Origin of the sequence: Pseudomonas algeriensis (assembly GCF_048847255.1) — a bacterium.
GTDB lineage: Bacteria > Pseudomonadota > Gammaproteobacteria > Pseudomonadales > Pseudomonadaceae > Aquipseudomonas.
This window is the reverse complement of sequence record NZ_JBKKRK010000002.1, coordinates 259575-279763: the sequence shown is the minus strand read 5'-3', so window position 1 is coordinate 279763 and position 20189 is coordinate 259575. Positions and strand designations below refer to the sequence as shown.

Here is a 20189-nt window from a genome sequence, read left to right as displayed (position 1 = left end):
CGTCTTGTTCACGTGACATCAGTGCAGCCCCTCCAGCCAGCCTTCGAGATGCCTGAAGGCATCGTTGAAGGTTCGATCCAGCTGCAACGGCGTGATCGAGACGTAGCCCTGCATGACCGCATGGAAGTCCGTGCCAGGCCCGCCATCTTCGGCGTCGCCGGCGGCCGCGATCCAGTAGCCGGCCTTGCCGCGCGGATCGACGACATGCATCGGTTTGGCCGCGCGGGCACGATGGCCCAGGCGAGTGAGCTGGATGCCACGGATATGGTCTAGCGGCAAATTCGGGATATTCACGTTCAGCACCGTGCGCGGCGGCAGGTCCAGTTCGCCGTGGGCCTCCACCAGCTTGCGGGCGAAGTAGGCGGCGGTAGGCAAGTTGTCGACCTGCCGTGAAACAAACGAAAAGGCAAAAGAGGTGTGGTTCAGGAAACGACCTTCCAGGGCCGCGGCAACCGTACCCGAATACAGCACATCGTCCCCCAGGTTTGCCCCCAGGTTAATACCTGAGACCACCATGTCCGGCTCGCGCTCCAACAGGCCATTCAGGCCCAGGTGCACGCAATCGGTCGGCGTACCGTTGAGGCTGATGAAACCATTGTCCAGGTAGCAAGGATGCAACGGACGATCGATCGTCAGCGAACTGCTGGCGCCGCTTTTGTCCTGGTCCGGGGCGATCACCACGCACTCGGCAAAATCCGCCAGCGCAGCATAAAGCGCGGCAAGACCGGGTGCTGTCACCCCGTCGTCGTTAGAAATCAGAATACGCATGGGCTGTCCGTCTGCCCTGCAGGCACCAGATCGACGAGTTCGCGCACCAAGACAGTGGCGAAACATCCGGCCGGCAGGACGAATTCCAATTGCAGAATGTCCAGCGAGGGATAATGCCACGACAGCCCGCCAATGGGCAGCCGCAGGATGCGACGTTCGTGACTCATTCCCGCGTTTATCAACCAGTCGCGCAGGTCCGCCTCGCTCTGGGCGACGGCCTGCTCCAATTCAAAGACCACGCCAGCGGCGGGTGAAGGGCCTTCGCCCCATTGAGGACCGGTCGGGTGCAGATCGAGAATCGCCAGGCGCGGGTCGCTGCATTCAGCCTCCCCGGCCGGGAAAAAACTGCGGCTGTCGGTGAACGCCAGCAGATCGCCAACTTGGGCGTGTTGCCAGGTACCGTCGGCGACCCTGGCAGCCAGCACTTTGTTGAAGAGAAAACTGCGGGCCGTCGACAGCAGGCGTGAACGCACGTTGCGCTGTTCCGGCAAGGCTTTGCGCGCCGCCCACGCACGAGCATCGACGACATTGCCACCTTCGTGGCCGAAGCGCTGGGCGCCGAAATAGTTAGGGATGCCCTGGCGAACAATTTGTTGCAGGCGCGCCTCGATCGCCGCTGTGTCGCCTGTGAACTGAGTCAGGCGCAAGGTAAAACCGTTGGCCGAATGCGCGCCGCGCTGCAGCTTGCGCCTGTGGCGGGCGGTCTTGAGAATTTTCAGGGTGTCGTTTTCGGCCGTCGACAGGTCCGGGTCGGCCTTGCCTGGCAATTGCACGCTGAACCACTGACGAGTCAGTGCCTGGCGATCCTTGAGTCCGGCGTAGCTGACCGTGCGCAGCGGCACGCCCGCGGCCTTGGCGATACGCCGGGCAGCCTCCTCGGTGTTCAAGCCGCGTTTTTCCACCCAGATCCACAAGTGCTCGCCATCGCCGGTCAACGGAATGTCGAGCACTTCATCGACCTGGAAATCCTCCGCCGTGGCTTTCAGTACCGCGCGGCCCAACGACTCGCCATAGGCCCGTGGCCCCAATAGTTCCAGTTCGGTCATGAGCGCAACAACAAGGCAACGGAATGGACGGCTATGCCTTCTTCGCGACCGACAAAGCCCAGCTTCTCGGTGGTGGTGGCCTTCACGTTCACCTGGTCCAGGTCTACCTGGAGATCTTCGGCAATTCGCTGGCGCATCGCGTCGATGTGCGGCGCCATCTTCGGGGCCTGGGCAACGATAGTGTTGTCGACGTTGCCCACTTTCCAGCCCTTGGCGTGGATCAAGGAAACCACGTGACGAAGCAGCACACGGCTATCGGCGCCCTTGAATTGTGGGTCGGTGTCGGGGAAATGCTTGCCGATGTCGCCCAGGGCGGCAGCGCCGAGCAAGGCATCGCTCAAGGCGTGCAGCAACACGTCACCATCAGAATGCGCAAGCAGCCCGAAGCCGTGTGCAATCCGCACGCCGCCCAGAGTAATGAAGTCGCCTTCAGCAAAACGGTGAACATCGTAGCCGTGGCCAATACGCATAAAAAAAACGCCCCGATTTTTGTCAGGGCGTGATTCTACCTGCATTAGCCGTTCAGGGCGCGTGCATGATGTTGCAAGTGTTCATCGATGAAGCTGGCAATGAAGAAGTAGCTGTGGTCATAGCCAGGTTGCAGACGCAACTCCAACGGATGATCGGCCGCCTTGGCCGCCTGCTGCAAGGCTTCGGGCTTGAGCTGGCTGGCGAGGAAATCGTCGCGGTCGCCCTGGTCCACCAACAGTGGCAGCTTTTCTCCCGCTTCGGCGATCAACGCACAGGCATCCCATTCGCGCCACTTCGAACGGTCTTCCCCAAGGTAGCGGGCGAACGCTTTCTGTCCCCACGGGCAATCCATCGGATTGTTGATCGGAGAAAAGGCCGACACCGAACGGTAACGCCCGGGGTTGCGCAAGGCGCAGACCAGCGCGCCATGACCGCCCATGGAATGACCGCTGATGCCACGCTTATCCGAAGCAGGGAAATGCGCTTCGACCAACGCCGGCAATTCCTGCACGACATAGTCATGCATCCGATAGTGTCGCGCCCAAGGATCCTGCGTGGCGTTCAGATAGAACCCTGCCCCCAGGCCGAAGTCCCACGCACCGTCCGGATCACCGGGCACTTCGGCGCCACGGGGACTGGTGTCCGGCGCGACGATGATCAAGCCCAACTCGGCGGCCATGCGCTGGGCGCCGGCCTTTTGCATGAAATTTTCGTCCGTGCAGGTCAAACCGGACAACCAGTACAGCACCGGCAACTTACCGCCCTGCTCCGCTTGCGGCGGCAGATACACGGCGAAGACCATGTCGCAACCCAGCACTTCGGAGCGGTGCCGGTAACGCTTGTGCCAGCCGCCGAAGCTCTTCTGGCAGGAAATGTTTTCCAGGCTCATGACCGACCTCAAAAATGAATAACGGTACGGATGCTCTTGCCTTCATGCATCAAGTCGAATGCCTTGTTGATGTCCTCCAGGCCCATGGTGTGAGTGATGAAGGTATCCAGCGGGATCTCGCCCTTTTCAGCCATGTCCACGTAGCTCGGCAGTTCGCTGCGACCGCGCACGCCGCCAAACGCCGAACCGCGCCAGACGCGTCCGGTTACCAGTTGGAACGGACGGGTGGCGATCTCCTGGCCGGCCCCGGCCACGCCGATGATCACCGATTCGCCCCAACCTTTATGGCAGCATTCCAGGGCGGCACGCATCAACTGCACATTGCCGATGCACTCGAAGGAAAAGTCCACGCCGCCGTCTGTCATGTCGACGATGACTTCCTGGATCGGACGGTCGAAATCTTTCGGGTTGACGCAATCGGTGGCGCCCAGCTGCTTGGCGATTTCGAACTTGGCCGGGTTGATGTCGATGGCGATGATGCGCGCGGCCTTGGCCTTCACGGCACCGATCACGGCCGAAAGCCCGATACCGCCCAGGCCGAAGATCGCCACGGTGTCACCCGGCTTGACCTTGGCGGTGTTCAACACGGCGCCGATGCCGGTGGTAACGCCGCAACCCAGCAGGCAGACCTTTTCCAGGGGCGCATCTTTCTGGATCTTCGCTACGGAGATTTCCGGCAGCACGGTGTATTCAGAGAACGTCGACGTACCCATGTAGTGGAAAATCGTCTCGCCCTTGTAGGAAAAGCGCGAAGTACCGTCCGGCATCAGGCCTTTGCCCTGGGTGGCGCGGATGGCCTGGCAGAGGTTGGTCTTGCCCGACCTACAGAATTTGCACTGGCCGCACTCCGGGGTGTACAGCGGGATCACATGGTCACCCACCGCCACCGATGTCACACCCTCGCCGATGGCTTCGACAATGGCGCCGCCTTCATGGCCAAGAATCGAGGGGAAGATCCCTTCCGGGTCAGCGCCGGACAGCGTGTAGGCATCGGTGTGACAAACGCCCGAAGCCACCACGCGCAACAGCACTTCGCCCGCCTTGGGCATGGCCACGTCGACTTCAACGATTTCCAGGGGTTTCTTGGCCTCGAAGGCAACGGCAGCGCGTGACTTGATCATCCGGATACTCCAGCAAAATAAAACGAGACAGGGAGTGTAATCCTATGCCGGAAACTGAATAATCCAGCCGAAAGCAAAACATTATTGCCATATAGGGATAATCAGCCATGTCAGACAACCGCTGGGAAGGCATCGATGAGTTCGTGGCTGTGGCCGAATGCAGCCAGTTCACCGCCGCAGCCGAACGTCTCGGTGTGTCGTCTTCCCATATCAGTCGACAAATCGTACGGCTTGAGGAGCGCCTGCAGACACGCTTGCTTTATCGAAGTACCCGTCGGGTAACGCTGACCGAAGCCGGGCAGACCTTCTTGCAGCATTGCCAGCGCTTGCAGGATGGGCGCGAGGAAGCATTGCGGGCCGTCGGTGATCTTGCCAGCGAACCCAAGGGCATGCTGCGCCTGACCTGTGCCGTTGCCTACGGTGAACGGTTCATCGTGCCATTGGTGACGCGGTTCATGGGGATCTATCCACAGTTACGGGTGGACATCGAGCTGAGCAATCGCGCGCTGGACCTGGTGCATGAAGGCCTGGACCTGGCGATTCGCCTCGGCCGCTTGCAGGACTCACGGCTGGTAGCCACGCGCCTGGCACCGCGGCGGATGTACCTTTGCGCTTCGCCGTCCTACCTGGAACGTTATGGTCGGCCCCATAGCTTGTCGGAACTGAGCCGCCACAACTGCCTGATCGGCAGCTCCGACATCTGGCAACTGGAGCAGAACGGCCGGGAATTTTCCCAGCGGGTGCAGGGAAACTGGCGCTGCAACAGCGGGCAAGCGGTGCTGGACGCTGCGTTGCAGGGCGTGGGGTTGTGCCAGTTGCCGGATTATTACGTGCTGGAGCATCTGCACAGCGGTGCGTTGATTTCGTTGCTGGAAGCCCATCAGCCCCCAAACACGGCGGTGTGGGCGCTTTATCCGCAGCAGCGACATCTGTCGCCGAAGGTGCGCAAGTTGGTGGATTACTTGAAGGAAGGGCTGGCTGAGCGGCCGGAGTATCGGGGGTAACGCTGGTTTATATTGCCTGATCGATTGCTATCGCGAGCAGGCTCGCTCCCACAGTGGATCTTCAGCGGATACAAACTTTGCGTACAGACAACATCCCTTGTGGGAGCGAGCCTGCTCGCGATGGCGATCCTGAAGACGCCTCCATTGCTCGCTTAACGCCGATTCGCCCACCGCTGGCGCAACCACTCAAGGTCTTCCGGCCGGGTGACCTTGATGTTATCCGCCCGCCCCTCAATCAGCCGAGGCGCTTGCCCCGCCCACTCCATGGCGGACGCTTCATCGGTTATCACGGCATCGGCCACCAGGCTGTCGGCCAGGGCCCGGTGCAAGGCGCCAAGACGGAACATCTGCGGTGTATAGGCTTGCCAGATCACGCTGCGATCGACGGTCTCCAACACACGGCCATGCTTGTCGGCGCGCTTGAGGGTGTCGCGAGCCGGGACGGCCAGCAGGCCACCGACCGGGTCGTTCGCCAGCTCATGGAGCAACGTATCCAGGTCGACCCGGGCAAGATTGGGACGCGCAGCGTCGTGAACCAACACCCAATCGAAATCGTCGGCGCCCTGTTCGTGTAAGTGCAGCAATGCATTGAGGACCGAATCCGAACGCTGCTCGCCGCCGTCCACCCGCTGGATCCGGGGATCGCTGGCGCAGGCCAGGGTCGGCCAATAGGGATCGTCGTGTGCAATGCTGACCACCACGCCCTTGACGGTCGGGTGATCGAGGAAACAGCCGAGGCTGTGTTCAAGAATTGTGCGTGCGCCCAGTTGAAGGTATTGCTTGGGTCGGTCCGCGGCCATGCGAGCACCAACGCCCGCGGCAGGAATCACGGCCCAGAAGGCCGGTGGACGAATGCTCATTGGGCCAACTGGTAGAGGGTTTCGCCCTCCTTGACCATGCCCAATTCATGGCGAGCCCGCTCTTCGACGGTCTCCATGCCTTTCTTCAGTTCCATCACTTCGGCGTCCATCACCCGATTGCGCTCCAGCAATGCCTCGTTTTCGGCGTGCTGGTCGGCAATCTGCTGATTCAGCTCGGCCACTTGCGCCAGGCTGCCATTGCCCACCCACAGGCGGTACTGCAGGCCGGCCAGCAACAGGAGCAAGACGAGAAACAACCAATTGGGACTGCGCATCGAATATCAGGTATCCAGTGAAAAAAGACCGCCATGCCAAACTTTGAAGCGTCTGATAGCACGAAGCCTGGAAGATCCAGGCTTGTGCTTGATAAGGCATCAGATTAGAGGCAAAACCACCGCGTTGGTAATTGTTGCGACGCAATCCGCTGTCTTTTTACCATTTACCGCTTAACCGCGAAACTCGGCGCGACCGTTGTACTTGGCCTTGCCGTTCAACTGCTCTTCGATGCGCAGCAGTTGGTTGTACTTGGAAACGCGGTCGGAGCGGCACAGCGAACCGGTCTTGATCTGGCCCGCCGCGGTGCCCACGGCCAGGTCGGCAATGGTCGAGTCTTCGGTCTCACCGGAGCGGTGGGAGATCACGGCGGTGTAGCCGGCAGCCTTGGCCATCTGGATGGCTTCCAGGGTTTCGGTCAGGGTGCCGATCTGGTTGAACTTGATCAGGATCGAGTTGGCGATCTTCTTGTCGATGCCTTCTTTCAGGATCTTGGTGTTGGTCACGAACAGGTCGTCGCCCACCAGCTGGGTTTTCTCGCCGATCTTGTCGGTGAGGATTTTCCAGCCAGCCCAGTCGGACTCGTCCAGGCCGTCTTCGATGGAAATGATCGGATAGCGCTCGGTCAGGCCCTTGAGGTAGTCGGCGAACCCTTCGGCGGTGAACACCTGGCCTTCGCCGGACAGGTTGTACTTGCCGTCTTCGAAGAACTCACTGGCCGCGCAGTCCAGGGCGAGGGTCACGTCGGTGCCCAGCTTGTAGCCAGCGTTGGCCACGGCTTCGGAGATCACTTTCAGGGCGTCTTCGTTGGACGCCAGGTTCGGTGCGAAACCGCCTTCGTCACCCACGGCGGTGCTCAGGCCACGGGCCTTCAGCACAGCCTTGAGGTGATGGAAAATCTCGGTGCCCATGCGCAGGCCTTCGGAGAAGGACTTGGCGCCAACCGGCTGCACCATGAATTCCTGGATGTCGACGTTGTTATCGGCATGTTCGCCGCCGTTGATGATGTTCATCATTGGCACCGGCATCGAGTACACGCCTGGCGTACCGTTGAGGTTGGCAATGTGGGCGTACAAAGGCAGGTCCTGGTCCTGAGCGGCGGCTTTGGCGGCGGCCAGGGACACTGCAAGGATCGCGTTGGCGCCCAGGGTGGCTTTGTTTTCGGTGCCGTCGAGCTTGATCATGGCCTGGTCGAGGGCCTTCTGGTCGGCAGGGTCCTTGCCCAGCAACAGGTCGCGGATCGGACCGTTGATGTTGGCGACGGCTTTCAGCACGCCCTTGCCCAGGTAACGGCTCTTGTCGCCATCACGCAGCTCCAGCGCTTCGCGCGAGCCAGTGGAAGCACCGGACGGCGCGCAGGCGCTGCCGATGATGCCGTTGTCGAGAAGCACGTCCGCTTCGACAGTGGGGTTGCCACGGGAGTCGAGAACTTCACGACCTTTGATGTCGACGATTTTTGCCATTGTTGTAAACACTCCAAAGTTGACGAAAACGACGCAGCGAGAAGAAAACTTTTACGGTCGGGGGGTAAAGAGCAGCGGGCAGGCTCGCCGACGACAACGCCCGGCCCGCAGGCCAGAGCATTGATCGAGCGGTACTTTACCGGAGAAAACCGCGTTACGCGGTTTCTATCGTCGGAAAACCCTTGACCAGCTCATCCAGCGACTTGAGCTGAGACAGGAAAGGTTCCAGCTTGTTCAAGCGCAAGGCACAAGGGCCGTCGCACTTGGCATTGTCGGGATCAGGGTGGGCTTCAAGGAACAGGCCAGCCAGAGACTGGCTCATGCCGGCCTTGGCCAGGTCGGTCACCTGGGCGCGACGACCGCCGGCGGAATCGGAGCGACCGCCGGGCATTTGCAGCGCGTGGGTCACGTCGAAGAACACCGGGTACTCGAACTGCTTCATGATGCCGAAGCCGAGCATGTCCACGACAAGGTTGTTATAGCCGAAGCTCGAACCACGCTCGCAGAGGATCAATTGGTCATTCCCGGCCTCTTCACATTTGCTCAGGATGTGTTTCATTTCCTGGGGCGCGAGAAACTGGGCTTTCTTGATATTGATCACCGCGCCGGTCTTGGCCATCGCGACCACCAGGTCGGTCTGGCGCGACAGAAAGGCCGGCAACTGGATGATGTCGCACACTTCGGCGACGACCGCGGCCTGGGCCGGCTCGTGGACGTCGGTGATGATCGGCACGCCGAACGCTTGCTTGATGTCCTGGAAGATCCGCATGCCTTCTTCCAGGCCGGGGCCACGGTAGGAGGTGACCGACGAACGGTTGGCCTTGTCGAAGCTGGCCTTGAAGACGTAAGGGATACCCAGCTTCTGGGTCACCTTCACGTATTCTTCGCAGACCTGCATCGCCATGTCGCGGCTTTCCAGCACGTTCATGCCACCAAACAGCACCATGGGCTTGTCGTTGGCAATCTCGATGTCGCCGACGCGGATGATCTTCTGGGCCATCGTCTTATGCCTTTTTCTGGTGTTGAGCCAAAGCGGCTTTCACGAAACCGCTGAACAGCGGGTGACCGTCACGCGGTGTCGAAGTGAACTCCGGGTGGAACTGGCAGGCCACGAACCATGGATGGTCGGCAGCTTCGACCACTTCGACCAGCGCGCCGTCACCGGAACGACCGGAGATCTTCAGGCCGGCTTCGATCAGTTGAGGCAGCAGGTTGTTATTCACTTCGTAGCGGTGGCGATGGCGCTCGACGATGACATCCTTGGCGTAGCAGTCGTGCACCTTGGAGCCGGCTTCGAGCAGGCATTCCTGTGCGCCGAGGCGCATGGTGCCGCCCAGGTCGGAGCTTTCGGTACGCACTTCGACGGCACCGGTGGCGTCTTCCCACTCGGTGATCAGGCCCACGACCGGGTGGCCACTGGCGCGATCGAATTCGGTGGAGTTGGCGTCTTTCCAGCCCATCACGTTACGGGCAAACTCGATGACCGCCACTTGCATCCCGAGGCAGATGCCCAGGTACGGCACCTTGTTTTCACGAGCGTATTGCACTGCGGTGATCTTGCCTTCCACGCCGCGCAGGCCAAAGCCGCCCGGCACGAGGATCGCATCGGCGCCTTCGAGCAGGCCGGTGCCCTGGTTCTCGATGTCTTCGGAGTCGATGTAGCGCAGGTTGACCTTGGTGCGGTTGCTGATGCCGGCATGACTCATCGCCTCGATCAGCGACTTGTAGGCGTCCAGCAGCTCCATGTACTTGCCGACCATGGCGATGGTGACTTCGTGCTCCGGGTTGAGCTTGGCATCGACCACGGCCTCCCACTCAGACAGGTCCGCGCTGGCGCATTGCAGGCCGAAGCGCTCGACGACGAAATCATCGAGGCCCTGGGAGTGCAGGATGCCCGGGATCTTGTAGATGGTGTCGGCGTCTTCCAGGCCGATGACCGCGCGTTCTTCCACGTTGGTGAACTGGGCGATCTTGCGACGCGAGGACATATCGATCGGGTGATCGGAGCGGCATACCAGCACGTCCGGCTGCAGGCCGATGGAACGCAGTTCCTTGACCGAGTGCTGGGTTGGCTTGGTCTTGGTTTCGCCGGCCGTGGCGATGTACGGCACCAGCGTCAGGTGCATCAGCATCGCGCGCTTGGCACCGATTTCGAAACGCAACTGGCGGATGGCTTCGAGGAACGGCTGGGACTCGATGTCGCCCACGGTACCGCCGATCTCTACCATCGCCACGTCCGCGTCGCCGGCGCCCTTGATGATGCGGCGCTTGATTTCGTCGGTGATGTGCGGGATGACCTGGATGGTCGCGCCCAGGTAGTCACCACGGCGTTCCTTGCGCAGCACGTGCTCGTAGACACGGCCGGTGGTGAAGTTGTTGTTCTGGGTCATGGTCGTGCGGATGAACCGCTCGTAGTGGCCCAGGTCCAGGTCGGTCTCGGCGCCGTCATGGGTAACGAACACTTCACCGTGCTGGAACGGGCTCATGGTGCCCGGGTCGACGTTGATGTACGGGTCCAGCTTGAGCATGGTGACCTTAAGTCCCCGCGCCTCCAGGATGGCCGCCAATGAAGCCGAGGCAATGCCTTTCCCCAATGAAGAAACAACACCGCCCGTGACGAATATGTAGCGCGTCATGAAAAACCCTAGAAGTCTGCGTTAAAGCGGTCCGAGCCGCCGGGGAAAGCGAAGGAAGGCCGAAGCCCCCGATCACCTGCATTAATCACAGTGCACCTTTCAAAAAAACCGCCGCGTCGGGACAGACCGGAGGTGAAATCACCGGTACGTTGCTCGCTACACATTTTTTGGAATCGCCCAGCAAAGACTGCTTGGTAATCGGCAACTCCTGCAATTCAGGCGAATCCACAGAAGTTGTATCAAGAAGGGAGCGTAGTCTACCGGAAAGCCCCTTTCAGCTCAAACCCAGATCTTGCCTTTCATGGCTGCCAAATGAGTTGCCAACGGTCACTGGCGTCCCGATCGAACCCCTTCAGATTGGCCAACCCCAGCAATTGCTCGCCCCGGTACAGGAGCGGCAAACGGCCACGGACGAACGCCGGCACGCTGTTTTCGTTGAGCAAACGCTTGAGGTCCCGGTGCCCACGACCCGGCAATTCCATGACTTCGCCGCCCCGGCGATAGCGAACGCAAAGCGGTCCCGGGGGGGCTTCGCCGCGCAAGCTCACCCGGCCATTGCCCGGCAAGGCCAAAGGCTGATCCACGCAAGGCCATTCAACGGGGCCTGAGACTGGCTGCAGCCAGTGGTCGGATAACCACCAGATGCGTCCGCCGGTCCGGTGTATTTCCCCATCGGCCAGTCGCCAGACAGGATGACCATCGTCCCTGGCATCACGCAACGAGTCCCAGCCAACCCAATGGTCACTGTCGGGAAGCCTCGTGACGGGCGCCAGCCAATGACTCAACGCATTGCGTTGCCGGGCGGGGGACAGGGCCCGAAAAGATGTCATTTCAAGGGACCGCAGCCCGAGCCAATCGAAGGCATTCGGCGTGAGGGCGCGCGCCAGGTCGATCTGCGCCAACTCGTCCAGCAAGCCTTGCGCCTCGCTCAGGTGCGCGGCGCTGCGGGCCAGGGTCAGCGACGCCTGGGGCCACTGCTCGGACAAGACTGGAAAGACCCGCTGCCGCAGGAAATTGCGGGCGTAACGATGATCGTCATTGGAGGGATCTTCGACCCAGCTCAAGCCATGCCGCCTGGCATAGGCTTCCAGTTCCGCCCGGGAGACATCGAGCAATGGTCGCAGCAAATGCCCCTGCCCCAAGGGCCGCCGCCTCGGCATTGCCGACAAGCCCCGCGCCCCGGCCCCGCGCAGCAAACGAAACAACAGGGTTTCGGCCTGGTCGTCCCGGTGTTGGGCCGTGAGCAGCACTTCGTTGTTCTGCGTCGCCGCGATGAAAGCCATGTAACGCGCATCCCGTGCAGCGCGCTCGACACTGGCGCCGGGCCGGACCTCAACGCTGATCACTTGCAGCGGTACCCCAAGGGCCTCGCAGACCCGGCGACAATGTTCCGGCCACGCCTCGGCCACGGCCTGGAGGCCATGGTGGACATGGATGGCGCTGAGGGGCGGCAGGACCTGGCTTTTTGCCAGGGAAACGAGCAGGTGCAGCAGGACGGTGGAGTCGAGGCCACCGGAGAAGGCGATGCGCCAGGTGGACGCGTTGCGCCAGTCAGATAACTGAGCGAGAAGCCGGTTGGGCAGATCCGTGTTTGAGTTCATAGGAGTCAGCCTAGGGCATAAACAACTGTGGGAGCGAGCTTGCTTGCGATGGCGGTGTCTCAGTCAACTCAGGAGTTGAATGTTAAATCGCTATCGCGAGCAGGCTCGCTCCCACAAGGTATTGCAATCAGATCAGAGACCGTAGCTCATCAAGCGCTCATAGCGACGGGCCAGCAGCGCGTCGTTGTCGAAGGTTTTGAGCATAGACAACTGCGAGCTCAGTTCAGCGCGAATCAGCGCCGCTGCTGCGGCCGGATCGCGATGGGCGCCGCCCACTGGCTCGTTGATCACTTTATCGACGATGCCCAGGCCCTTGAGGCGCTCGGCGGTGATGCCCATGGCTTCGGCGGCATCCGGTGCCTTCTCGGCGGTTTTCCAGAGGATCGAAGCGCAACCTTCCGGCGAAATCACCGCGTAGGTGGAATATTGCAGCATGTTCAATTGGTCGCAGACACCGATGGCCAACGCACCGCCAGAACCGCCTTCACCAATCACGGTGGCGATGATCGGGGTCTTCAGGCGCGCCATCACGCGCAGGTTCCAGGCGATCGCTTCGCTCTGGTTGCGCTCTTCAGCGTCGATGCCCGGATAGGCGCCTGGGGTGTCGATGAAGGTCAGGATCGGCATCTTGAAGCGCTCGGCCATTTCCATCAGGCGGCAAGCCTTGCGGTAGCCTTCCGGACGCGGCATGCCGAAGTTGCGACGCACCTTCTCGCGCACTTCGCGGCCCTTCTGGTGACCGATCACCATCACTGGCTGGTCGTCCAGGCGGGCGACACCACCGACAATCGCGGCGTCGTCGGAGAAATGACGGTCGCCGTGAAGCTCATCGAACTCGGTGAAGATGTGTTCAATGTAGTCCAGGGTGTAGGGACGACGCGGATGACGCGCCAGACGCGCGATCTGCCAGCTGGTCAGCTTGCCGAAGATGTCTTCGGTCAGCGTGCGGCTCTTGTCCTGCAGCCGAGAGATTTCATCGCCGATATTCAGCGAATTGTCGTTACCGACCAAGCGCAACTCTTCGATCTTGGCTTGCAGGTCGGCGATCGGCTGTTCGAAATCTAGAAAATTCGGGTTCATAGGCGTCCGTCTTGGGTCGACGTCCAAGAGAGCTTGGGCCGGCCGGTTGTCTATTCGCGCCCTACCTTAAGGGAGAGGCGCGTTCAGGTCGAGATTAAAAATTCGAGTCGAGGTCAGGGGCGCTCCGGGTGCGGGAGTGGCCCCTGGCCGTCAACGGTATTGGAGGAAGACGTTGTCTTTGCCGAACTGGTCACGCAAGGCTTGAATCAACGCATCCGCCGGGTCGATCCGCCACCCCTCGCCAAACTGCAGCACGGCCTTGGCGTCGGGGCGCACGTACTCCATGGTAATCGGGCAAGCACCGCGATGACGCTTGAACAATTCACCCAACCAGCGTAGCTGATCGCCCTTCAGATCCTGGGTCTGCAACTTCAGCCGCAGGCTCTCGGCCAGGTTGGTGCGGGCATCTTCCATGCTCATTACGCGTTTGACCCGCAACCGCAGGCCGCCGGAAAAGTCATCATTGCTGACCTCCCCTTCCACCACGACCATCGCATCCGTCTGCAGCAACGACTGCGCCGAATGGAACGCGTCGGCAAACAATGACGCTTCGATACGCCCAGAGCGGTCGTCGAGGGTGATGAAGCCCATCTTGTCGCCCTTTTTGTTTTTCATTACCCGCAGGGCGATGATCATGCCGGCGACCGTTTGCGTGTCGCGTGCCGGCTTCAGGTCGATGATGCGCTGACGGGCGAAGCGGCGGATCTCGCCTTCGTATTCATCGATCGGGTGACCGGTGAGGTACAGACCCAAGGTGTCTTTCTCGCCCTTGAGGCGCTCCTTGAGGGTCAGCTCCTTGGCCTTGCGATGATTGGCATACACATCGGCGTCTTCCTCGACGAACAACCCGCCAAACAGGTCGGCGTGGCCGCTGTCGTGGGTGCGGGCCGTCTGTTCGGCGGCCTTGATCGCTTCTTCCATCGCCGCCAGCAACACCGCGCGGTTGCGGTCGATGTTGGCCTGGTAGGCTTTGGGCTCGTCATGGAAGTACGGGCCCAAACGGTCCAGGGCGCCACTGCGGATCAGCCCGTCGAGGGTACGCTTGTTGATACGTTTGAGGTCGACCCGGGCGCAGAAATCGAACAGGTCCTTGAAGGGCCCGTCCTGGCGCGCTTCGGTGATCGCCTCCACCGGGCCTTCGCCCACGCCCTTGATCGCGCCGAGGCCGTAGATGATGCGGCCTTCGTCGTTCACCGTGAACTTGAACTCCGAAGCGTTCACGTCCGGCGCGTCGAGGCGCAGCTTCATGGTCCGCACTTCTTCGATCAAGGTCACGACCTTGTCGGTGTTGTGCATATCCGCCGAGAGCACCGCCGCCATGAACGGCGCTGGGTAGTGTGCTTTCAACCATGCCGTCTGGTACGACACCAGGCCATAGGCGGCGGAGTGGGATTTGTTGAAGCCATAGCCGGCGAATTTTTCCACCAGGTCGAAGATGTTGCCCGCCAGGTCCGCATCGATGCCGTTGTTTGCGCAACCTTCGATGAAACCGCCGCGTTGCTTGGCCATCTCCTCGGGCTTTTTCTTACCCATCGCTCGACGCAGCATATCCGCGCCGCCGAGGGTGTAGCCGGCCATCACCTGGGCAATCTGCATCACCTGTTCCTGATACAGGATGATGCCGTAGGTCGGTGCCAGTACTGGCTTGAGGCCCTCGTACTGGTAGTCGGGGTGCGGATAGGCCAGCTCGGCGCGCCCGTGCTTACGGTTGATGAAGTCGTCCACCATGCCCGATTGCAGCGGGCCCGGACGGAACAGGGCCACCAGTGCGATCAAGTCTTCCAGGCAGTCGGGCTTGAGTTTCTTGATCAGCTCCTTCATGCCTCGGGATTCAAGCTGGAACACCGCCGTGGTTTCAGCTTTCTGCAACAGGCTGTAGGTCGGCTTGTCGTCAAGCGGAATGAAGGCAATGTCCAGCGGCTCTTCGCCGACCTTGGCCCGGTCGCGGTTGATGGTCTTGAGCGCCCAGTCGATGATGGTCAGGGTCCGCAGGCCAAGGAAATCGAACTTCACCAGGCCCGCCGCCTCGACGTCGTCCTTGTCGAACTGGGTGACCAGGCCGTCGCCCTCTTCATCGCAATAGATCGGCGAGAAGTCGGTCAGCTTGGTCGGCGCGATCACCACGCCACCGGCGTGCTTGCCGACGTTACGCACCACGCCTTCGAGCTTGCGGGCCATCTCCCAGATTTCCGCTGCCTCTTCGTCGACCTTGATGAAGTCCCGCAGGATTTCTTCCTGCTCGTAGGCTTTTTCCAGGGTCATGCCGACTTCGAAGGGGATCATCTTCGACAGGCGATCCGCCAGGCCGTAGGACTTGCCCTGCACCCGCGCCACGTCGCGCACCACAGCCTTGGCGGCCATGGAACCGAAAGTGATGATCTGGCTCACCGCGTTGCGGCCGTACTTCTCGGCCACGTAGTCGATCACCCGGTCGCGACCGTCCATGCAGAAGTCGACGTCGAAGTCGGGCATGGAAACCCGTTCCGGGTTGAGGAAACGTTCGAAGAGCAGGTCATATTCCAGCGGGTCGAGGTCGGTGATCTTCTGCACGTAGGCCACCAGCGACCCGGCGCCCGACCCCCGGCCAGGGCCTACCGGCACGCCGTTGCTCTTGGCCCACTGGATGAAGTCCATCACGATCAGGAAGTAACCGGGGAACCCCATCTGGATGATGATATCCAGTTCGAAATTCAACCGATCGACATAGACCTGGCGCTTGGCTTCGTAATCTTCGGTGGTGTCCTTGGGCAACAGGACGCTCAGCCGTTCTTCGAGGCCGTCGAACGAGACCTTGCGGAAATATTCATCGATGGTCATGCCATCGGGAATCGGGAAGTTGGGCAAAAAGTGCTTGCCAAGCTTCACTTCGATGTTGCAGCGCTTGGCGATCTCGACGGTGTTTTCCAGCGCTTCGGGCAGGTCGCTGAACAACTCGGCCATTTCCTCGGCGCTCTTGAGGTACTGCTGGTCACTGTAGTTCTTCGGCCGACGCGGGTCGTCGAGGGCGCGGCCCTCGCCTATGCAGACGCGGGTCTCGTGGGCCTCGAAATCTTCTTGCTTGATAAATCGCACGTCGTTGGTCGCCACCAGCGGCGCACCGAGCTTGTCGGCCAGGGCCACGGCGGCGTGCAGGTGCTCTTCGTCATTGGGACGGCTGGTGCGCTGCACCTCGATGTAGAAGCGATCCGGGAACACCGCCATCCAGTCGCGAGCGAGCTGCTCGGCTTCTTCGGTATTGCCGCTGAGCAGGGCCAGGCCGATCTCGCCCTCCTTGGCCGCCGACAGCATGATCAACCCTTCGCTGGCCTCGGCCACCCATTCGCGCTCGATGATGATCGAGCCGTTGCGCTGGCCGTCGATAAAGCCGCGGGAAATCAGCTCGGTGAGGTTGCGGTAGCCCACGGCATTCATCACCAGCAGGCTGATACGGCTCAGCGGCGCATCCGGGTCCTTGCTCGCCAGCCATAGGTCGGCGCCGCAGATCGGCTTGATCCCGGCGCCCATGGCGTTCTTGTAGAACTTGACCAGCGAGCACATGTTGTTCTGGTCGGTAACCGCCACGGCAGGCATGTTCATGCCCACCAGGGTCTTGATCAGGGGCTTGATCCGCACCAGACCGTCGACCAGGGAATATTCAGTGTGCAGGCGTAGATGAACGAATGAAGCCGGCATAGTGATCCTGCGTTAAGTCATGAAAACAACAAGGCCCGGATTGTACCGGGCCTTGGGTAAAACATCAGCCATGTGTATCCCGTCAGGCAAATGCGCACACTACTTTTGTGGCGAGGGGATTTATCCCCGCTGGGCTGCGAAGCGGCCCCAAAAACCCATCAGGCAACGGGTTGTCAGCTAAAGGACCGCTTCGCGCTCCAGCGGGGATAAATCCCCTCGCCACAAATCCACATTCGCCTTTATGTAATGGGAGCCTGATTACTCACGATCAGCCCACCACGCGCTTCATAAGCCAGCCGAACCGGCGCGAACGAACGCCTGTGGATCGGCGTCGGCCCAAGGCGTGCCAGGGCTTCCAGATGCACCGGGGTCGGATAACCCTTGTGGCTGCCAATCCCGTAGCCGGGGTAGATCAATTCGAACGCGGCCATTTCCCGGTCGCGGCTGACCTTGGCTAGGATCGAGGCGGCTGCGATGGCCGGAACCTTGCCGTCGCCCTGGATGACCGCCTCGGCGCGCATCGACAGTTTCGGACAGCGATTGCCGTCGATCATCGCCAGCTTCGGCGTGACATGCAGCCCGTGCACCGCACGCTGCATGGCGAGCATGGTGGCGTGCAGGATATTGAGTTCATCGATCTCTTCGACTTCGGCCCGGGCGATGCACCAACTCAAGGCTTTCTCACAGATTTCGTCATAAAGCTTTTCGCGACGGGCCTCGGTGAGTTTCTTCGAGTCATCGAGACCCAGAATCGGCCGTGTCGGATCGAGAATCACCGCCGCCGTTACCACCGCGCCGCACAACGGGCCGCGTCCTACTTCATCGACACCGGCGACAAGCTGTTCCACCTCGGCGACCAGGTTGAAATCCAGGCCCATCTGCAGCTTTACGTTGCTCATTGTTTCTTGCCGATCAGGGTCAATACAGCCTCCGCAGCCTGGTTGGACGCATCGCGTCGCAAGGTGCGGTGGATTTCGTCAAAGCCCCGGGTCTGTTCCTCGCCGCCGTCGATCAGGGGCAACAGCGTATTGGCCAGCGACTCGGCGGTTGCGTCGTCCTGAAGCAGCTCGGGTACCAGCAAGCGCTGGGCCAGAAGATTCGGCAAGGAAACGTAAGGGCTCTTGACCATGCGCTTGAGAATCCAGAACGTCAGCGGCGCCAAACGATACGCGACCACCATTGGGCGTTTGTATAACAACGCCTCAAGGGTAGCAGTGCCAGAGGCAATCAACACGGCATCGCAGGCGGCCAGCGCTTGGTGGGACTGACCGTCGAGCAGCATCACCGGCAAATCGCGCCCGGCCAGCAAGGCTTCAAGCTGGCCGCGCCGCTGCGGGCTGGCACAAGGAAGAACAAACCTGACATCGGGACGCATCGTCCGCATCCGTTCGGCGGCGTCGAAGAACAACCCGCCCAGGCGACTGACCTCGCCGCCCCGGCTGCCAGGCATCAACGCCACCAGCGGCCCTTCCGGCAGGCCCAATGCCTGGCGAGCCGCCGCGCGGTCTGCCTCCAGGGGAATGGTATCGGCCAGGGTGTGCCCGACAAACCGCACCGGCACGCCTTTTTCTTCGTAGAAGCGGGCTTCGAATGGCAGCAGCGTGAGCATCAGGTCGCAGCCTTCGCGAATCTTCAGCACCCGCTTTTGCCGCCAGGCCCAGACGGACGGGCTGACGTAATGCACGGTCTTGATGCCAGCCTGGCGCAACTTGAGCTCGATATTGAGCGTGAAGTCCGGCGCGTCGATGCCGATGAAGACGTCCGGTTTCTCCTCGATCAGCGTCTGGATCAGTTTCTTGCGACGGGCCAGTAACTCGCGCAAGCGCCCGAGCACCTCCACCAGGCCCATGACCGACAGCCGCTCCATGGGAAAGTAGGACTCCAGGCCTTCGGCCTGCATCAACGGGCCGCCGACACCGATGAATTCGACCGCGGGATGCTGCGCCTTGAGCGCGCGCATCAAGCCGGCACCCAGGATGTCACCGGAAGCCTCTCCCGCTACCAGCGCAATACGCAGATTGGCCATGGTCAGCGGGTGATGCCGCGGGTCGAAGACTGGATGGAGTCGCGGAATGTCGCGACCTCCGGGAACTGCACTGACGCTTCGGCCAGTTCGGCGAGCGCCTGCTCGACCGTCAGGCCCTGGCGGTAGACGACCTTGTAGGCGCGGCGCAAGGCCGTGATCGCCTCTTCGCTGAAACCACGACGACGCATGCCTTCGAAGTTCATGCTGCGGGCTTCGGCCGGGTTACCGAACACCGTGACATAGGCCGGGACATCCTTGCCGATGGCGGTGCCCATGCCGGAGAAACTGTGGGCACCGATATGGCAATACTGGTGAACCAGGGTGAAACCGGACAGGATCGCCCAGTCATCCACATGCACATGGCCGGCCAACGCGGTGTTGTTGACCAGGATGCAATGGTTGCCAATGATGCTGTCGTGACCGATATGGGCATAGGCCATGATCAGGTTGTGATCGCCCAGCGTCGTTTCGGAACGGTCCTGGACGGTGCCACGGTGGATCGTCACGCCTTCGCGAATCACATTGTGATCGCCGATCACCAGGCGGGTTTCTTCACCTTTGTACTTGAGATCGGGCGTGTCCTCGCCTACCGATGAAAACTGGTAGATGCGATTGTGCCGGCCGATCCGGGTCGGGCCCTTGAGAATTACGTGGGGACCGATCACCGTGCCCTCGCCGATTTCCACACCTGCGCCGATGATTGACCAAGGGCCAACCTCGACATCGGCGGCCAGCACGGCCGACGGATCGATGATTGCGCGAGGGTCAATCAAACTCATAGCTTGCGTTCCGCGCAGATGATTTCAGCGGAGCAGACCGGCTTGCCGTCGACCGAAGCCTGGCATTCGAATTTCCAGATCTGGCGCTTGCAACTGATGAACTTGGCCTCGAGGATCAATTGATCGCCCGGGGTCACCGGCTGGCGGAAACGCAGCTTGTCGGAGCCGACGAAGTAATACAGCGTGCCATCGGCAGGCTTCACGTCGAGCATTTTGAAACCAAGGATCCCGGCAGCCTGAGCCATCGCTTCGATGATCAACACGCCCGGCATGATTGGATGCGCTGGGAAGTGGCCATTGAAGAACGGTTCGTTGATGCTGACATTCTTGTAGGCGCGAATGCGCTTGCCTTCAACATCCAGGTCCACGACCCGATCCACCAGCAGGAACGGGTAACGGTGAGGCAGGTATTCGCGAATCTCGTTGATGTCCATCATTTCGGGGGGAAGCCTATGTAAAGATTGGGAGCGCACGATTGACGCGCACCCCGCTAGCAAATC

The 20189-nt window shown here is 61.0% G+C and carries 18 protein-coding genes; 1 reads left to right on the top strand and 17 read right to left on the bottom strand.

All coding sequences use genetic code 11. From position 1 onward, the window contains the following. Positions 1-18: 18 nt before the first annotated feature. The 5 genes from surE to ACLK1G_RS04105 are packed head-to-tail and all read right to left on the bottom strand — an operon-like array spanning position 19 to position 4295. Positions 19-768 (bottom strand): 5'/3'-nucleotidase SurE, encoded by a 750-nt coding sequence (surE, locus tag ACLK1G_RS04125; protein ID WP_420764256.1) that lies wholly within the window; start codon positions 766-768, stop codon positions 19-21. Then, a complete protein-coding gene (truD, locus tag ACLK1G_RS04120; protein ID WP_420764255.1) occupies positions 756-1814 on the bottom strand; it encodes a tRNA pseudouridine(13) synthase TruD in 1059 nt (352 codons plus the stop codon). Before truD ends, surE begins: the two co-directional genes overlap by 13 nt. After that, positions 1811-2284: a 2-C-methyl-D-erythritol 2,4-cyclodiphosphate synthase gene (ispF, locus tag ACLK1G_RS04115; RefSeq protein ID WP_420764254.1), complete on the bottom strand. Its 474-nt coding sequence runs from the start codon at positions 2282-2284 to the stop codon at positions 1811-1813. Before ispF ends, truD begins: the two co-directional genes overlap by 4 nt. Positions 2285-2328: 44 nt before the next feature. Next, positions 2329-3174, bottom strand: coding sequence for an S-formylglutathione hydrolase (gene fghA, locus ACLK1G_RS04110; RefSeq protein ID WP_420764253.1), 846 nt, complete (start codon positions 3172-3174; stop codon positions 2329-2331). A gap of 8 nt (positions 3175-3182) precedes the next feature. Then, positions 3183-4295: an S-(hydroxymethyl)glutathione dehydrogenase/class III alcohol dehydrogenase gene (locus ACLK1G_RS04105; RefSeq protein ID WP_420764252.1), complete on the bottom strand. Its 1113-nt coding sequence runs from the start codon at positions 4293-4295 to the stop codon at positions 3183-3185. A 107-nt stretch (positions 4296-4402) separates the two neighbouring features. On the opposite strand from ACLK1G_RS04105, the gene ACLK1G_RS04100 reads away from it, so the two are divergent. Then, positions 4403-5299 (top strand): LysR family transcriptional regulator, encoded by an 897-nt coding sequence (locus ACLK1G_RS04100; RefSeq protein ID WP_420764251.1) that lies wholly within the window; start codon positions 4403-4405, stop codon positions 5297-5299. A 152-nt stretch (positions 5300-5451) separates the two neighbouring features. Here ACLK1G_RS04100 and ispD read toward each other — a convergent pair whose 3' ends face one another. The 12 genes from ispD to fabZ form a co-directional block, all read right to left on the bottom strand. Next, positions 5452-6159 carry a 2-C-methyl-D-erythritol 4-phosphate cytidylyltransferase gene (ispD, locus tag ACLK1G_RS04095; protein ID WP_420764250.1) on the bottom strand — a complete coding sequence of 236 codons (708 nt, stop codon included), beginning with the start codon at positions 6157-6159 and terminating at the stop codon, positions 5452-5454. Then, on the bottom strand, positions 6156-6434 hold the full coding sequence (gene ftsB, locus ACLK1G_RS04090; RefSeq protein ID WP_420764249.1) for a cell division protein FtsB: 279 nt from the start codon (positions 6432-6434) through the stop codon (positions 6156-6158). The genes ispD and ftsB overlap by 4 nt, the downstream gene beginning before the upstream one ends. Before the next feature lie 171 nt (positions 6435-6605). Beyond that, the gene (gene eno / locus ACLK1G_RS04085; RefSeq protein ID WP_258631378.1) at positions 6606-7895 is read right to left on the bottom strand and encodes a phosphopyruvate hydratase; all 1290 of its coding nucleotides are present in this window, start codon (positions 7893-7895) and stop codon (positions 6606-6608) included. 154 nt (positions 7896-8049) lie between these two features. Beyond that, the gene (kdsA, locus tag ACLK1G_RS04080; protein WP_122565457.1) at positions 8050-8895 is read right to left on the bottom strand and encodes a 3-deoxy-8-phosphooctulonate synthase; all 846 of its coding nucleotides are present in this window, start codon (positions 8893-8895) and stop codon (positions 8050-8052) included. Positions 8896-8899: 4 nt separating this feature from the next. After that, a complete protein-coding gene (pyrG, locus tag ACLK1G_RS04075; protein ID WP_420764248.1) occupies positions 8900-10531 on the bottom strand; it encodes a CTP synthase in 1632 nt (543 codons plus the stop codon). 299 nt (positions 10532-10830) lie between these two features. Then, the gene (gene tilS, locus ACLK1G_RS04070; RefSeq protein WP_420764247.1) at positions 10831-12132 is read right to left on the bottom strand and encodes a tRNA lysidine(34) synthetase TilS; all 1302 of its coding nucleotides are present in this window, start codon (positions 12130-12132) and stop codon (positions 10831-10833) included. A 132-nt stretch (positions 12133-12264) separates the two neighbouring features. Beyond that, positions 12265-13212 carry an acetyl-CoA carboxylase carboxyltransferase subunit alpha gene (locus ACLK1G_RS04065; RefSeq protein ID WP_420764246.1) on the bottom strand — a complete coding sequence of 316 codons (948 nt, stop codon included), beginning with the start codon at positions 13210-13212 and terminating at the stop codon, positions 12265-12267. Positions 13213-13362: 150 nt separating this feature from the next. Then, complete coding sequence (gene dnaE, locus ACLK1G_RS04060) at positions 13363-16884, bottom strand: DNA polymerase III subunit alpha (protein ID WP_420764245.1); 3522 nt, start codon at positions 16882-16884, stop codon at positions 13363-13365. A gap of 239 nt (positions 16885-17123) precedes the next feature. Continuing rightward, a complete protein-coding gene (gene rnhB / locus ACLK1G_RS04055; RefSeq protein ID WP_420764449.1) occupies positions 17124-17768 on the bottom strand; it encodes a ribonuclease HII in 645 nt (214 codons plus the stop codon). Positions 17769-17779: 11 nt separating this feature from the next. Then, positions 17780-18910 (bottom strand): lipid-A-disaccharide synthase, encoded by a 1131-nt coding sequence (gene lpxB, locus ACLK1G_RS04050; RefSeq protein WP_420764244.1) that lies wholly within the window; start codon positions 18908-18910, stop codon positions 17780-17782. A gap of 2 nt (positions 18911-18912) precedes the next feature. Further along, on the bottom strand, positions 18913-19689 hold the full coding sequence (gene lpxA / locus ACLK1G_RS04045; protein ID WP_420764243.1) for an acyl-ACP--UDP-N-acetylglucosamine O-acyltransferase: 777 nt from the start codon (positions 19687-19689) through the stop codon (positions 18913-18915). After that, positions 19686-20126: a 3-hydroxyacyl-ACP dehydratase FabZ gene (gene fabZ, locus ACLK1G_RS04040; protein WP_003184897.1), complete on the bottom strand. Its 441-nt coding sequence runs from the start codon at positions 20124-20126 to the stop codon at positions 19686-19688. Before fabZ ends, lpxA begins: the two co-directional genes overlap by 4 nt. Positions 20127-20189 lie beyond the last annotated feature (63 nt).

Bases quoted from the DNA above. Each gene is read 5' to 3' on its own strand.
- surE (WP_420764256.1), bottom strand. From the start codon at position 768: ATGCGTATTCTGATTTCTAACGACGACGGGGTGACAGCACCCGGTCTT.
- truD (WP_420764255.1), bottom strand. From the start codon at position 1,814: ATGACCGAACTGGAACTATTGGGGCCACGGGCCTATGGCGAGTCGTTG.
- ispF (WP_420764254.1), bottom strand. From the start codon at position 2,284: ATGCGTATTGGCCACGGCTACGATGTTCACCGTTTTGCTGAAGGCGAC.
- fghA (WP_420764253.1), bottom strand. From the start codon at position 3,174: ATGAGCCTGGAAAACATTTCCTGCCAGAAGAGCTTCGGCGGCTGGCAC.
- ACLK1G_RS04105 (WP_420764252.1), bottom strand. From the start codon at position 4,295: ATGATCAAGTCACGCGCTGCCGTTGCCTTCGAGGCCAAGAAACCCCTG.
- ACLK1G_RS04100 (WP_420764251.1), top strand. From the start codon at position 4,403: ATGTCAGACAACCGCTGGGAAGGCATCGATGAGTTCGTGGCTGTGGCC.
- ispD (WP_420764250.1), bottom strand. From the start codon at position 6,159: ATGAGCATTCGTCCACCGGCCTTCTGGGCCGTGATTCCTGCCGCGGGC.
- ftsB (WP_420764249.1), bottom strand. From the start codon at position 6,434: ATGCGCAGTCCCAATTGGTTGTTTCTCGTCTTGCTCCTGTTGCTGGCC.
- eno (WP_258631378.1), bottom strand. From the start codon at position 7,895: ATGGCAAAAATCGTCGACATCAAAGGTCGTGAAGTTCTCGACTCCCGT.
- kdsA (WP_122565457.1), bottom strand. From the start codon at position 8,895: ATGGCCCAGAAGATCATCCGCGTCGGCGACATCGAGATTGCCAACGAC.
- pyrG (WP_420764248.1), bottom strand. From the start codon at position 10,531: ATGACGCGCTACATATTCGTCACGGGCGGTGTTGTTTCTTCATTGGGG.
- tilS (WP_420764247.1), bottom strand. From the start codon at position 12,132: ATGAACTCAAACACGGATCTGCCCAACCGGCTTCTCGCTCAGTTATCT.
- ACLK1G_RS04065 (WP_420764246.1), bottom strand. From the start codon at position 13,212: ATGAACCCGAATTTTCTAGATTTCGAACAGCCGATCGCCGACCTGCAA.
- dnaE (WP_420764245.1), bottom strand. From the start codon at position 16,884: ATGCCGGCTTCATTCGTTCATCTACGCCTGCACACTGAATATTCCCTG.
- lpxB (WP_420764244.1), bottom strand. From the start codon at position 18,910: ATGGCCAATCTGCGTATTGCGCTGGTAGCGGGAGAGGCTTCCGGTGAC.
- lpxA (WP_420764243.1), bottom strand. From the start codon at position 19,689: ATGAGTTTGATTGACCCTCGCGCAATCATCGATCCGTCGGCCGTGCTG.
- fabZ (WP_003184897.1), bottom strand. From the start codon at position 20,126: ATGATGGACATCAACGAGATTCGCGAATACCTGCCTCACCGTTACCCG.